Origin of the sequence: Paenibacillus selenitireducens (assembly GCF_002021565.1) — a bacterium.
Classification (GTDB): domain Bacteria; phylum Bacillota; class Bacilli; order Paenibacillales; family Paenibacillaceae; genus Paenibacillus_K; species Paenibacillus_K selenitireducens.
On sequence record NZ_MSZX01000009.1, the window covers coordinates 159,131 to 174,122 of the forward strand.

The 14,992-nt window shown below is 43.3% G+C and carries 15 protein-coding genes; 1 reads left to right on the top strand and 14 read right to left on the bottom strand.

Annotated features, from left to right (window positions below; translation table 11 throughout):
• The 6 genes from iolD to BVG16_RS21665 all read right to left on the bottom strand — a co-directional run bounded on the left by iolD (position 1) and on the right by BVG16_RS21665 (position 5,845).
• Positions 1-1,866 carry a 3D-(3,5/4)-trihydroxycyclohexane-1,2-dione acylhydrolase (decyclizing) gene (iolD, locus tag BVG16_RS21640; protein WP_078501281.1) on the bottom strand — a complete coding sequence of 622 codons (1,866 nt, stop codon included), beginning with the start codon at positions 1,864-1,866 and terminating at the stop codon, positions 1-3.
• A 69-nt stretch (positions 1,867-1,935) separates the two neighbouring features.
• Complete coding sequence (gene iolG / locus BVG16_RS21645) at positions 1,936-2,961, bottom strand: inositol 2-dehydrogenase (protein WP_078501282.1); 1,026 nt, start codon at positions 2,959-2,961, stop codon at positions 1,936-1,938.
• An 805-nt stretch (positions 2,962-3,766) separates the two neighbouring features.
• On the bottom strand, positions 3,767-4,075 hold the full coding sequence (locus BVG16_RS21650) for a hypothetical protein (RefSeq protein ID WP_233147129.1): 309 nt from the start codon (positions 4,073-4,075) through the stop codon (positions 3,767-3,769).
• On the bottom strand, positions 4,072-4,275 hold the full coding sequence (locus BVG16_RS21655) for a helix-turn-helix transcriptional regulator (protein WP_078501283.1): 204 nt from the start codon (positions 4,273-4,275) through the stop codon (positions 4,072-4,074). Before BVG16_RS21655 ends, BVG16_RS21650 begins: the two co-directional genes overlap by 4 nt.
• A 165-nt stretch (positions 4,276-4,440) precedes the next feature.
• Positions 4,441-4,920 (bottom strand): GNAT family N-acetyltransferase, encoded by a 480-nt coding sequence (locus BVG16_RS21660; RefSeq protein ID WP_078501284.1) that lies wholly within the window; start codon positions 4,918-4,920, stop codon positions 4,441-4,443.
• 37 nt (positions 4,921-4,957) lie between these two features.
• Positions 4,958-5,845, bottom strand: coding sequence for an aldo/keto reductase (locus BVG16_RS21665; protein WP_158081750.1), 888 nt, complete (start codon positions 5,843-5,845; stop codon positions 4,958-4,960).
• Positions 5,846-5,979: 134 nt separating this feature from the next.
• On the opposite strand from BVG16_RS21665, the gene BVG16_RS21670 reads away from it, so the two are divergent.
• A complete protein-coding gene (locus tag BVG16_RS21670) occupies positions 5,980-7,173 on the top strand; it encodes an oxalate decarboxylase family bicupin (RefSeq protein ID WP_078501286.1) in 1,194 nt (397 codons plus the stop codon).
• A 94-nt stretch (positions 7,174-7,267) separates the two neighbouring features.
• Here the strand turns inward: BVG16_RS21670 and BVG16_RS21675 are convergent, their stop codons facing one another.
• The 8 genes from BVG16_RS21675 to BVG16_RS21710 form a co-directional block, all read right to left on the bottom strand.
• The gene (locus tag BVG16_RS21675) at positions 7,268-7,750 is read right to left on the bottom strand and encodes an NUDIX hydrolase (RefSeq protein WP_078501287.1); all 483 of its coding nucleotides are present in this window, start codon (positions 7,748-7,750) and stop codon (positions 7,268-7,270) included.
• A 380-nt stretch (positions 7,751-8,130) separates the two neighbouring features.
• Positions 8,131-9,153, bottom strand: coding sequence for an LCP family protein (locus BVG16_RS21680; RefSeq protein WP_078501288.1), 1,023 nt, complete (start codon positions 9,151-9,153; stop codon positions 8,131-8,133).
• A gap of 28 nt (positions 9,154-9,181) precedes the next feature.
• Positions 9,182-9,802 (bottom strand): undecaprenyl-diphosphatase, encoded by a 621-nt coding sequence (locus tag BVG16_RS21685; protein WP_233147130.1) that lies wholly within the window; start codon positions 9,800-9,802, stop codon positions 9,182-9,184.
• Positions 9,803-9,888: 86 nt separating this feature from the next.
• Positions 9,889-11,013, bottom strand: a complete 1,125-nt coding sequence (locus tag BVG16_RS21690; RefSeq protein WP_078501289.1) for an FtsW/RodA/SpoVE family cell cycle protein — start codon at positions 11,011-11,013, stop codon at positions 9,889-9,891.
• A 10-nt stretch (positions 11,014-11,023) separates the two neighbouring features.
• Positions 11,024-12,154, bottom strand: a complete 1,131-nt coding sequence (gene ftsW / locus BVG16_RS21695; RefSeq protein ID WP_078501290.1) for a putative lipid II flippase FtsW — start codon at positions 12,152-12,154, stop codon at positions 11,024-11,026.
• Positions 12,155-12,198: 44 nt separating this feature from the next.
• A complete protein-coding gene (locus BVG16_RS21700) occupies positions 12,199-12,732 on the bottom strand; it encodes a hypothetical protein (protein WP_078501291.1) in 534 nt (177 codons plus the stop codon).
• A gap of 82 nt (positions 12,733-12,814) precedes the next feature.
• Positions 12,815-14,302: a sensor histidine kinase gene (locus BVG16_RS21705; protein WP_233147131.1), complete on the bottom strand. Its 1,488-nt coding sequence runs from the start codon at positions 14,300-14,302 to the stop codon at positions 12,815-12,817.
• Positions 14,217-14,921 carry a response regulator transcription factor gene (locus tag BVG16_RS21710; protein ID WP_078501293.1) on the bottom strand — a complete coding sequence of 235 codons (705 nt, stop codon included), beginning with the start codon at positions 14,919-14,921 and terminating at the stop codon, positions 14,217-14,219. Before BVG16_RS21710 ends, BVG16_RS21705 begins: the two co-directional genes overlap by 86 nt.
• Positions 14,922-14,992 lie beyond the last annotated feature (71 nt).

Genomic DNA, 14,992 nt, shown 5'->3' on the forward strand with positions numbered 1-14,992 from the left:
CTACATTTTGAATGCCTTATGAATCCGCTCATTCATGCTATTGTGGGCCTCAAGAACCTTCTCGCTTGTCGATACTTCAGGAACATCTACCCGCCACCAAGATTCATATCCGCCACTATTGGTTCCGGGGAGTACTTTAACCTCGATCAGCGTCGAGATTTCCTCTTGTTTGACTTGCTGCAGGGCCGTTCTAAGCTCTTCGATCGAAGTGACGGAGAACGCCTTGACCCCCATACTTCTTGCATGTGCCGCATAGTCGATCGGAAGATACGCTCCAGTTAAACGCTCAGTCTCTCTGCTTCGCCGTCTAAATTCATTGCCAAATCCATCGCTGCCGTGATCTTTCTGCAAATTGTGAATGCATTGGAAGCCGTGGTTATCCAGCAAAATGACATTGATCTTGACACCCTCTTGTAAGCTCGTGACAAGTTCGGAATGCAGCATCAGATAACTGCCATCACCGATAATCGCATAGACTTCTTTTTCCGGTTGGGCCATCTTGACCCCGAACGCTCCCGCGACTTCATACCCCATACATGAAAAGCCATATTCCATATGGTAGGATTTCGGAGAAACAGAGCGCCACAACCGGTGGAGATCACCCGGCAGACTTCCAGCTGCCGCCACGATAACCTCCTCATCGTTCATCGATCGATTAATTTCTCCCAAAACTCTCGTCTGTGAAAGTCCAGTTTCACTATCGATCGCGTATAATCGGTCTACTTCCTGATCCCAGTTCGCTTTCAAACGAGCTAGCTCATTGGCATCGTAGGAAGTCTTGTAATCTATTCGAGTTAAGGAATCTTTTAGATCCTTTAATGCTTCTGCTGCATCCGCAATCAGATCATGTGCATTCATTTTTACGGCATCGTACGCGTTGATATTGATATGAATAAATTCAACTTCAGGGTGGATAAAAGCTGATTTGGAAGCCGTTGAGAAGTCGCCTAATCGGGTTCCCACACAAAGGATAACATCCGCTTCTTGGGCTAGCAGATTTGCAGCGAGTGAGCCTGTTGTGCCGATACCGCCCATATTGAGCGGATGATGCCAAGGAAGTGCGCTTTTGCCTGCTTGTGTCTCAACAACGGGGATACCGAACGATTCGGCGAACTGGATGAGCGGTTGGTATGCAAGAGAATAATGGACGCCGCCACCTGCGATGATAAGGGGTCTTTTTTTTCTGGCTAACACGTCAGTAACACGATCACATGCCGTCTTGATCACTGGCACTCGATCGATATAATGGATTCTTTTCTCGAAAAATGCTGATGGGTAATCATATGCTTCTGTCTGTACATCTTGAGGGAGACAAATCGTTACAGCGCCGGTCTCGGCGGGGTCTGTCAACACTCGCATCGCTTGGATCATCGAGCTTATTAACTGCTCGGGGCGCGAGATGCGGTCCCAATATTTACTCACGGGTTTGAACGCGTCATTCGCAGATATAGTGTAGTCCATCGGATGTTCAATTTGCTGCAACACAGGATCAGGCTGCCTGCATGCGAAGATATCTCCTGGAAGCAATAACACGGGAATACGATTGACTGTTGCTGTTGCTGCGGCTGTTACCATATTAAGCGCACCCGGTCCAATGGAAGACGTACACGCGAATATTTCGAGCCTGTTCTTCTGTTTCGCGTATGCGACAGCAGCATGAGTCATGCCCTGTTCGTTCTTCCCTTGGATGAACTGCAGATTGCCCGGTTCACGTTCTAATGCTTCCCCGATGCCTAATACATTGCCATGACCGAAGATGCCCATGACACCTTTTACAAATTTATATTCCTTGCCGTCGAGCTGAACGTACTGCTGATCCAGAAATTTCACCAAAGCTTGAGCCATCGTTAATCGAAGCACACCCATTCCATGTCATCCTTTCGTCGCAACATGTCGTTTGTAGGTTAACCGCTTAACCTATTCATGCAAAATAACCTACTCGCTTGCCGTAGCGTATTCAGATAATTTTACCGGTCTCTTCTCGATCCATGACCGCTGAGCAGCTCGCGCAATCAATTCCGCCTGATAGCCGTCTTCTCCGCGGACAGGGACCTGTTTGTCATCGATCAATGCGTCAATAAAACTCTCGATTTCAATGCTATACGCCTTCTCATACCGCTCAAGAAAGAAATGTTTGGGGTTATCCCGTGTAACGCCCTTGATCGTGCTGAGTTCAGCAGAGTTAGGGAAATCATTCTGGACGTTGACTTGACCTTTCGATCCAAAGACCTCAACCCGCTGGTCATATCCGTAAGCCGCTTGCCTGGAGTTATCAATGACACCCAGCGCACCATTCCTGAATCTGAGGGTAATAATTGCGGTATCAATATCTCCTAGCTCCCCAATCCTAGGATCCACCAGCACGGCTCCTTGCACATAGACCTCTTCCACTTCGCTCCCACTCAGGTACCGAGCCATGTCGAAATCATGAATAGCCATATCCATAAATAGCCCCCCAGAAACTTTGATGTAGTCATGTGACGGAGGACTTGGATCACGCGAGGTGATCTTGATAATATGCGGCTCTCCAATGGCACCTTCTTCGACGATTTCTTTTACTCTTCGAAAATGAGGATCAAACCTCCGGTTAAACCCGAGCTGAAATTTAACGCCGTTCTCATTAACAACTTGTAGCGCATTTTGCGTTTTGGCGATATCAAAGGAAATGGGCTTCTCACAGAAAATATGTTTGCCAGCCCTTGCCGCCGCTTGGATCATGTCTGTATGGGTATCGGTTGAGGAACATATAAATATAGCTTCGATCTCTGGATCCTTCATAATTTCAAACGCATCTCGGGTAATTACAGGAATACCTAATGCTTGTACCCACGGCTCAGACCCGTCAATCGCAATGTCTGCAATCGCTTTCAAATGAACCTGTGGATGCTTCAATAAATTATGGATATGAAGCCTTCCAATTCGTCCCGTTCCGATCATTCCGACAGTTACTTTTCTTTTCATTGCATCTCCACCTTGTTCTCACAGGATTTAAACCATTCTAAGGTGAGTAACCGCTTAACCTAAATCGATTATATCACCGTATCTGTAATTTGAGAATAATAATTTTGGGATAATTACCCACTAATTTTCCTAGAGAGTGACAAAAAGGAATGCCTATCATGAATGAGACACACTTTTAGACAGGCTTACACCGGGGATTATCGAAGTTGTGCTTCGCAAACGTCGATGTTTCTCACACAGATATCCGCTTTATTGGATTTATCCACTAACTTTACTTTAAATCTGCGATTTTCGGCGTCTATCATGGAGTAATCCAATATAGAACGTGGAAATGGCTTATACTGGACCTTTTCGTGCTCCTACATTGGATTTTTCCATTATACGAGTACCGTTATCCTCTATGATGAGGGCTATGTTGGAAATATCCAATATAGGTACACTCCTATTACTTTCATTGGATTTAGTCCAATTTTGATAGCCTTACACCGGGGATTATCGAATATAAGTATGGACGCTTAAATATATGCAAATCCGTAAAAGTTAATCATTATCGTTAAAACATACATTTTTCAGTGCCCTCTTTTTTGAGGGGAAATCAATGGAAATGCTCATTTTTCCGCAACGAAACTTGGCTCTCTAATCGTGTTAAGTCGATTTTTCCTCTACGAGACGAAAAGACGAAATCCACACAAAAAAGTGCCGAAAAGTCCTCTGGACTTTCTCGACACGCTGAGGAATGCTTATGAGCATTCATACACTTCCTATTATATCATGGTTCTTCATATCCGCGAGCTGTATGGATTTATTATAACTTCACATTAAAATACACGCTCGAGAACGCCCATCCTGCCATATGAATGAGCAACAGGATACCAAGTGTTGGTGCAACAGACAATTGTACGCCGCATATCAGCAAAATAAATAAAAAATAAATCGCACCGAGTGTAATTTTCCATGCCGTTGCTTGCGATTTACTTGAAATGACTTGATATCTTTCATCAAGCCCTCTATTGCGCGCAGCTTGCTTACGACCCCACCATAATCCAAATGCCCCTCCTGAAAGTCCAAGTAAGATACCAAGGAGTACGAATACCTGATCCCAACTCATGCTCATTCACTTCCCTTCTCAAAAATAAACACGTCTTCGATCTTGCAACCAAATACCTTAGAAATTTTATAAGCCAATTCCAGGGATGGATTATATCGGCCGCTCTCAATCGAGATGATGGTCTGTCTTGATACGCCGATTTGTTCCGAAAGTTGCTCCTGCGTTAATCCAAACGCTGCTCTGAGATCTTTGATGCGATGTTCCATCCAACCACCCCTTTTGTAAAGCTTGCTTTACGTAAAGGATACTTTACATCAGATATAATGTCAAGCAGACTTTACATTGACTAAATTCTTTTTGACAATAAAAAAAATGATGCCTGATTAGGCACCACAACAAATTGATCGATCTTTATCCCTTCCGAACTTGCCTCATTCTATCGATAAGCTCATGATATACTGCTTCCGAAGTGGACCGATTTTTCTTCTACCCGTATCTTGGAAACCAATCTTTTCATACAATTTCTGTGCAGGAATATTCTTCTGGTTAACAGCTAGAACGATCTCATCGCATCCTAGAAACTGGTGTCGTACAAAGGGTCGTAACTGCTCCAATCCTCTCCTCGCTAATCCTTTTCCTTGTTGAGTGAAATTTATGGAGAATGAAGTCAATAACATGGCATGAGGATTATCGGTATACTCTTTGACTTGATCACTTGCGTGCAGTACAAAAAAACCGACTGGAACCTGTTCACTTAGAATGACAACAGGATGTTTTTCAGGATGGACCTCTAACATTTCGATAGGTAAGGCCGTGAATTGCTCTTGTTCTTGCGGTAACGAAAAACGTTTCAGTTGCTCATCATGCGCTGAGCTATAGAGCTGTAATTCTACTTGGGTTTCTACCTTCATCAACTCCTAGTTATTTGCCTAAAGGCTACATATGTACTTACTTAGGAAAATATCTGTCGATCAGATCTAAATCTTCTTTATCTATTACCCACCCTAAAGCATGTAGATTATTCTCCATGTGCTTCATATTGACGGCTTTGGGGATTGTTACGATGTTTTCTTGTCTTAATACCCAATTTAAAGCGATTTGATAAGCTGTTTTTTCATATTTGATCCCAAGTTCATCTAGTAAATTGCGTTCTTCAGTCCCTGATACTGGAAAACCAGGCATGCCAAATACTTGTGGTGCATAACCAAATGGAGAATACCCCATCACCGTAATTCCATTCTCATTACAATATGGGAGAAGATGATCCTCAATACGCCTATCGTTCAAATGATAACCTACCTGATTACAGACTAATGGTATACTGCCCAGACATTTTTGAGCCTCTTGCATGAGTTCGATGGAAAAATTACTTACGCCAACATACTTAATCAATCCCTCCTTAACTAACTTGACCATCGCTTCCATCGTTTCGGCGAGTTCATATTGTTGACTTGGCCAATGCTGTAAATATAAATCGATATAATTGGTGTTCAGACGATTTAAACTCGCCTCTACTGCCCAGATCACACCGTCAAAAGAACAGTTTTTTGAAGATACTTTGGTTACAAGAAACACTTCATTTCTTACACCATCGATAGCTTGTGCTACAAGACGTTCTGATCTGCCATTCGCATATTCTTCTGCCGTATCAATTAGAGTCATCCCGTTTGCTATGCCGTAACGCAGAGCTTCTATTTCTTCTTTCTCCGTCTGTTCATTCTCACCAAACTTCCAAGTACCTTGACCCATCACAGGAATCTTCACGCCTGTTTTTCCTAATTGTCGATATAACATTCTTTTCTCCTCGCATCCTTCCTGATTCAATAATTCGCGCAAGATCTTGTATTTCCTCTTCATGGTCTTAGGCATGTTGCAGATGCCTGTCACGCATATCTGACAAAATAAGCACATAAGTTGTATCGTGAAAGTCTGGTCTTATGGATCGAAAAAGAACGAAAGGAGTACATGGGATGACAACTCCGAAACGAAATCAAACACAACAAGCCCATATCCCACAACCTATCAGGAGTGATGGTGCCGGTTGGGTCGATAAAGGGCCTCGCGATGTGATGAGGGATTGTGAGAATCCGAATATGTTCGTACCCCCTGTTACGGATGCAGGTCTAATAGCCAATTTGAGATTCTCTTTCTCAGACACCCATATGCAGTTGAACCATGGCGGTTGGTCTCGCGAGGTAACGGTTCGTGAACTACCGATTGCGACCACGCTTGCAGCTGTTAATATGAGTTTAACACCTGGTGGCGTCCGGGAACTGCATTGGCACCAACAAGCAGAGTGGTCTTATATGTTAATAGGAAGCGCACGCATTACATCGGTGGATCAGAATGGCCGCAATTTCATCGCGGATGTAGGTCCGGGTGATTTATGGTATTTTCCACCGGGGATTCCCCACTCCATTCAAGGATTAGCGGAGGGTTGCGAGTTTCTACTCGTATTTGATGATGGGGCCTTCTCCGACTTGAATACGTTATCGATATCCGATTGGTTCGCGCATACGCCTAAAGATGTGTTATCCGCGAACTTCGGGGTTCCAATGAGTGCTTTCGATCAAATTCCAACGGAACAAGTATACATCTATCAAGATCAAGTGCCGGGTCCGTTGGAAACACAAGAAGTTCAATCGCCCTACGGCACGGTCCCCGAAAGTTTTACGTATCACCTGCTCTCCCAACCTCCGATAAAGACACCTGGCGGAAGCGTACGTATTGTGGATTCTACGAACTTTCCAATATCTCGAACAGTAGCTGCGGCGCTCGTCGAGATAGAACCTGGCGCCATGCGTGAATTGCATTGGCATCCCAATAATGATGAATGGCAATATTATTTGACCGGGCAAGGACGCATGACGGTTTTTGCCGGTAATGGAGCGGCTAGAACGTTCGATTACAGAGCCGGGGATGTCGGTTATGTACCTTTTGCTTTTGGACATTACATACAGAATACCGGTACAGAATCGCTATGGTTTCTTGAAATGTTCAAGAGCGACAGATTTCAAGATGTGTCTCTGAATCAGTGGATGGCCCTTACGCCTTCAAACCTGATTACCAGTAATTTGCATGTAGGTCCAGAACTTATGGATGCCTTAAGAAAAGAAAAATGGCCTGTTGTAAAATACCCTGGTTTTTCTTACTATCCAAGGTGAAATGAAGTATCTATGACAAAAAATGACCGTTCATCGACGGTCATTTCTTTATTTTATATTCAATTATGGCTAGCATATGTACTTCACTACTTCTCTAGTGCTGACTATCGTCCAATCGTGACAATAATTCAAAAGGTTTCATTTCCCAAGCTTCATACGGAATGACTCCTTTGTTATGAAGTGCATCTAATGTACGTGATTTCATATGAGGTCTCGAAATATATTCATCGATATTGGATTCGTCTAATTGTACAAATTGAGCCTCTTTAATTTCTTCAGGTTGTATGATCACTTCGCCACCCAAATACTCACATGTGAACACCATCGAGAGTATACCCATCGTCGCATTATAGTAAACCCCCGTGACTCCGTTCGCCTTAGCCTCAATCCCGGTCTCTTCTTTCAGTTCCCTGCAAACCGCTAAATGTGGCGGCTCACCCTCTTCTACTTGCCCGCCTGGAAGCTCCCAAGTATCAGAACGTCCATGCGTTTTGACCAGAAGAACTTCACCTTGCCCGTTTCTGACCAAAGCAGATACGGCTACAATATGTTTGGGTACTCGGTATTCATCATTCATGTTGTTAATCACCTCACGATATTATAGCATTTACTTGAAACATTGCTAGAACGGTAAGGAGACCGATTAAGACCGATTGACACAATACATTCTCAAATCATAAATGTCTTTGAAATCCATCAACGACCTAATCATGTATAATTGTATTATAATACCATATCAAGAAATAATAATAACTACATCCTATTTTTAAGTGTGATCTACTTATTGAGTTGGCTCAGAATAAGATACCTCAAAAACCAATCGTAAAATGTAACTTTGATAAGATAAACCGTAGTTTATTAGGGATGAAAGGAACCATCACCCTAACAACTCAATTCTGGCATGAAAAAGGAGCCTTTTTGGCTCCTGATCCTTCAGGTATTCGATTGGATACGCCCTCACTTCATCAGCCCAATAGCATCGAAATTAGTCTTCAAATCTGTCGTGATGCCAGCCTCAACACGTAACGCGGTCAAAGCATCTGCAAGATCATTTTTATCTATGTATACGTATGGGCTTTTCCAAATGGATCCCATTTGTAATGACCGTATTTGAACAGGCTTGATGTTAGGGAAGTCAAATATCCATTGACGAAGGTCGGATTCTGGAATATCTGACTTTACGTTCTCGCCGATGATGTCCAGCACTTTCCCCCATTGCGAGATCCCTTGGAAAGCGCCCAGTTTATCGAGAATTTGTTTAATGACTTGCTGCTGCCGCTCGTTACGAGCAAAGTCGGAAGACTCTTGCGTCCCTTGATTGGATTTGCGGTATCGCACGAAGTCCAGCACTTGCTTGCCATTGAGCTTCTGAATCCCTTTCTTTAAGTCGATATGGGTTCCGTCTGCGGAATCGGTATATTTCATGTCCATATCGACATCGATCTCGAGTCCACCAAGCGTATCCACGGTTTGGCGTATCGCATCGAAATTCACAACGACCATGTGTTGGATGGGAAGATCTAGCAAATCACTGAAAAACTGTTTCGTGTTCGGAATAACCTCGGACTTATCTTTGATATAGTAATAGGCATAATAAAAATTGGCCTTGCGCGAAGGCAATGATTTAGGTTTTAACAATAAATCACGCGGTATAGACAATAGACTGGTAGAACGGGTGTCGGGATTGTAGCTCACAAGCATAAGCACATCGGTATTCATCATCCCTTCTCCGCCTTCTCGACTATCAACGCCTGCAAGAAGAAAGATCATCGGTTGAATCGATCCTTTCTCATGCGGATTCGTAGTTAGAACATCTGTAGCCAGTGGCTTTTCTGGGGCAGCCATATGCTGAATCGCGGCATCGGCCTTGTAATATATATATCCTACATAGATGCCAGCTCCAAGAATAAGTACGGCGATCATCAGATAAATGACCTTTAGAACTTTACGCATCGCCATTTTTTTGCTTTTGACAGACATAGTATCCTCCATTGCTTTTGCGTTTGTTTTATTGATCGAGATGAGTTGACTGATCTTTTGATCGACGTAACCCTATTTTTCTCTCGATATTTTCATAAAAATCAACACAAGAGTTCAAGCACTTCTGTGCAAAAGACCATCGACGAATCAGTTGGTATACGAGGACAGAGGTAAATATGCCGATGAGTGCCCCCGCAATAACATCGGATGGGAAATGAACCCCATTCCAAATTCGCGAGAAGGAGATCAACCCTGCGAGTAGAAGCCAAATGATGCCTTCTCTCTTTCTAAATAAGAAAATAGCTGTTGCGATGACAAAAGATCCAATGGAATGATCGCTAGGAAATGAAGCATTCGCGGCATGTTCTATTAATTGATTAACGGCATGATGGACAAAAGGCCTGTCCCGATAGAAAAAATGAGAAAGAATTTTCCCGATTCCAAAGCCAATGCAAGCTGAAAAGAGAGCTACGATCACCATTTTCTTGTTCTTCTGCTCGCGCGTAAACCAATATAGGATGATTCCTAAATAGAATAGATATTCTGCTTTTTCTGACAAAAATTGCATGACGGGATTTAATGCAGAAATCGAAATTGCTAAGTGATTAATAGATTCAAAAACGAGTTCATCGATATGAGAAAAGTCCAATCCCCTAACCTTCTTCCTTATTCTATGATTTATTCTATTGTTTCAGATGCTGGAGCATCGATGTCATTACACGTAAACATGCTCTGTTATGAAAATGTCACTTCGTTTTTGTGAGCATGGACACTTAACACCAATCCAATGGCGATCATATTGCTAAGCAGAGAGCTTCCTCCATAACTGATGAACGGCAATGAAATACCCGTTAACGGGACTAAACCGATATGCATGCCAATATTAACGAAAATTTGAAACACGAGCATGCCCATGATCCCGATGACAAGATAGGACCCCGCAAGTTCCCTGCTTTCCATTACGATTTGAACCATTCGATACATAAGCAGAAAATAAAGCATGAGTAATACGGCTGATCCCAAAAAACCGTATCCCTCCCCGATAACGACGTAGATAGAATCGGAATACGCATAAGGAATGAACCCTCTCTTTAAAAAGGACCCGTCGCTTCCGGTCATACCTCCCGATCCGATGGCGCTCATGGCATTTTTCACATGCCACGATTTATCAGGATCGCTCGTGGGATCCAGGAAAGTTTGAATTCTAGACATTTGATGCGGTTCTACAAACTTGGATAATAATTCATGGTTCGCATGATACAGCCATAGCACGGTACCAATCGCAATCACGACCATGCTAAGGAACAAAATCATATAGAGTGAACGAATATTGCCCATCCACAGCATGCTGAGCAGCACGCCTACAAACACAAGAGCAGTGCCTAAATCAGGCTGCTGCATAATTAACACAATAGGAATCATGAAGATGATGCAGATCGGTATTAAATCTTGAACAAAACGGAGCTTCTCTCCATTCCGTTTACCTAACAAATGAGCTACGAGCAAAACGGTAAATATCTTCGCTAATTCCGAAGGTTGGAGCTGAAAATGGCCAATGCTTAGCCACCGCACTGCTCCATTAATATTCACTCCGGTAAACTTAACAAGAATGAGCATCCCTATGCCCAAGCCATATAAAATATAAGCTAATTTGCCTAATAGAATTTTATAATCGATCCATGATATCGCGAGCATGGGAATGCAAAAGGCTGCGAATAAATATAAATTACTGATATGAAGTCCTTCTAAATTTGTACCCGTCGTGGCTCCAAAAATAGCGACCGTTCCGCAGGCAACTAGACACAATAGAATGAAAAGCGTGAATTTATCTAGCTGTTCAATTTTTCGTATAATTATCATGTAAGAACCTCTATTTTGTTGAATTTCTATATGCTTCTTGACGTCGATGGTAGTTATCTCGTGAAATGCTAAGTAATATACCGGTGCTTGCCAAACAGAGTATCAACGAAGACCCCCCATAACTAATAAACGGAAGCGGTACGCCCGTGATTGGCAGGCTACCTGTTACAGCTCCGATATTCAATAAGAACTGTATAAAAATCATCATGACAATGCCTATCCCTAACATGACTCCGAACGGTTCATTACTTCGAATGGCAGCGATAAAGCCCCGCCAGATTAACAAGAAAAAACTGATAATCAGAAGCAACGTCCCCACAAACCCAAATTCTTCTCCGATGACAGCAAATATAAAATCGGTGTGCGCCTCCGGCAAATAAAAAAGCTTCTGTACGCTTTGACCTAGGCCTGTCCCGGTAACCCCCCCATGTCCTAATGCATAGAGCGACTGAATAAGTTGGTAGCCCGAGCTTTGGGGGTTATCCAAAGGATTCATAAAAGAACTGATACGCTGCAGGCGATAACTCTGACTCACGGCAAGATAGACAAATATAGGGATAAGCGCCAGACTAAGTAGAAATATATGCCGCAGATCAACACCACCGATGATCAGGATGGTCGCGGCGATAAAGAACAAAATTAACACCGTGCCGAAATCTGGCTGTTTCAAAACAAGCAGCAGAAGTATGCCAATCACGAGCAGAATCGGCAGTAATCCTCTCTTAAAGTCCCGAATCTGATCCCCTTTTCTACTTACCAATGCAGACATATATACAATCACAGTTAGCTTGGTAAACTCAGAAGGCTGTAAATTAAATCCGCTCAACACAAACCAACGTCTCGCACCATTGATGTTCGTTCCAGCAAATAAAACGAGAATAAGTGCACAAAATGAGATCAGCAACAAAATGGGGGCTGCTTTCTTCCAATACGTATAAGGAATACTCATAAAAATGAGCATCACAAATAATCCGATGAGCGCAAATACGCCTTGTTTCATGACGTAGTGCCACGGACTATCGTGTTTTGTCATCGCCATCGGGGAGCTTGCGCTAAAAATCATAATCAAGCCAAATCCGACAAGCAGTATAGTCACGAACAAAAGTAGAAAATCAGGGCGGCCTCGGATTTTACCACTCAAATCAAGGACACCTCCATCTCGGTCATTGCCATGTAAGTGTGTTATTACTCCAGATCGATCTTACCGTGATACTCTTTCTTGGATATCAACTCTAACTTATCATCCGTCAAACCATAAACATCCAGACCATTTCCTGCCTCACCTAGCGACCAAGCAAGTGCGAGCTCGTTGCGTCCATCATGATTGATATCTGGAAACCCGGCATACTCCAGACCATATCCAAAACCTTTAACTTCCGAAATGATTCGCCACTCCTCTTGATGCTGCTTGAATAGAGCCGCTTTTAATATTTTTCCACTTACATTATTTTCTTCATATACGACAACGGCTTCATCGATACCGTCTCCATCCATATCACCGAATGAGATGTGCTGGCCCTCCTTACCTTGCAAAGGAGCCACTAATTGAGCTTCATTTGGCAGCAATTTGATAAGTTCGTGGCTGATCTGGTCGCGTTGAAGGCTGCCTTCGGATACGGGAGGTTTGATCATATCCATTGGCGTCGTGGGGATTCCACATCCTCCGAGCAACAATAACATGGTTAACATGATCCCTATTCGGTTGAGTTTGTTGAGCATGTTGATGACCTCTCCTTGTGTCAAGGTTAGTTACTATTTTATAGGTGATAGAGCGTAAAGTGGTTATGAAATAGTTAAAATATCATTTTCCAGTGATCGGAAGATAGATATGAACCTTCGTTCCCTTCCCAACTTGACTCGTTATTTTTAATTCGCCGTGATGCAGCTGAATGATTTGATCGGATATGGCTAGTCCCAATCCACTGCCAGAAGTATGTTGATCTGCTTTATAGAACTTGTGAAGCACACGTTGGAGTTCTTCCTCCGCGATACCAGAGCCCGTGTCCTCAACACAAATAACAACCTGATCCAAAGACATGTATGCCTGAAGAAGGATTCGACCCTTTGGGGCCGTAAATTTGAGTGAATTATCCAACAAATTAATGAATACTTGCTTTAAGCGGTTCTCGTCGGCTTGAATGGGAGGAATATTCTCGTTGACTTGTATTTCGAGTGAAACGCCTTGGCGTTCAGCTCTTGGACCGAGCTGCCGACCCATATGATGCAGCAATTCGGGAAGTTGGACAGGAGCAAGCTGGAGGGCAATTCTTCCATTATCCAATTTAGAGAAATCCAACAACTCATCAACCATTTGAGCTAGCCTGTCGCTCTCCAATTCAATAATATCCAGTCCTTCATGTAACAGATGCATATTGTCCTTCCCATTCGATTTTAAAGTTATAACCCAACCTTTGATCGACGTGAGTGGCGTTCGCAGTTCATGGGAGACGGAAGAGATAAAATCATTTTTGAGCGCTTCGCTCTTTAATATTCGGGCAGCCATCATATTTAATGTATCTGCCAAAGAGCCCAGCTCATCCCGGTAACGTTTACGCACTCGGATGCTAAAGTCTCCTTCTGTCATGCGGTCTGCTGCTTGTTTGAGGTCCTTGATAGATCTTGTGATCGTCCAGGACAACAGCAAACCAAGTACGGTGACGATTGCAATGACAAGGATCCCGACGCAAATGAGCAGGACGGTAATTTGATACACGGTTTGAACCGTTTCCGTCAAGGAAGTGACAAATCGAACCTCACCTAAAGTAACCTCTTCATTGCTAGATTTTAAAGGGTACGATACCGCTAATATCGCCTCTCGTGTTATGGGGTCCTTCCCCCTCCAAATCCCAGGGACGCCTGATATAGCTGCTTGTACATCTTGGTATTTCATCATAGAGGTGTCGCCTTGCAATCCGTTAGAATCCTGCAGAAGCCGCCCCGATGGACTAATAATCTGCACTTGTGCTTCAGAATTGTGCGCGAACCCTTTCAATAACCGTTCTGATTGTTTCTCCAGATCCTCATCGGCAAAATATTGCTGAAAAAAAGAAGCGGATAACTCTGCTTGATTCATCAGGATCCGCTCTACATTATGAAAATAATAATATCTCACCGAGACAATAAGAAAAATTTCAAGAATCAGCACCGTAAGGCAAATAACGATAACATAACTACCAACTAATCGTTTCTGAATACCCATGGCTTCACCCGTCCTTCCTCCAACGGTATCCCAAGCCCCATACCGTCTCGATCCAATGCGGTTTGGAGCAGTCATCTTCAAGTTTTTCACGAAGTTTCCGCACATGAACGTCTACCGTTTTCGGATCCCCGACAAAGTCCTCGCCCCATATCAGATTCAGTAATTCGTTGCGGGATAACGCTGTATCGGGTTGTTCAAGAAAGGTGCGGACCATTTGAAATTCTTTTGGCGTCAGTTCAATCACCTCGTCATGCTTGAACACTTTATTCGAATTGATATCCACTCGAATGGGACCCGATTGAAGGATTTGTTTTTGCGGTTTCAAGGCGATATCTGTACGGCGAAGTATCGCATGTATACGTGCGACAAGCTCTAAAGGGTTAAATGGTTTGACAATATAATCATCGGCTCCGATTTCAAGCCCCTTGATTTTGTCCAGATCTTGTCCGCGAGCGGTTAAGAAGACAATAATAACGGCAGGGTCCTTGTCTCGTAATCGCTTGCAGATTTCAAATCCGTCGGCATCCGGCAGCATAATGTCTAGAATGACAACATCAGGTTGATTCGCCGTGAAGCTCTGTATCGCGGAATCTCCGGTGGCGGCTTCATGGACCCTAAATCCATTATTTGATAAATTGATGGAAATAAACCGTCGAATATGATCATCATCTTCAACGATAAGTACTTGATTACGCATAGCAGTATCCAAAATTCACACCTCCAGCACTGGATTCTTAGGAAGTTAAATGCAAAAAAGCTCTCCCTGTAACGAGAGAGCCT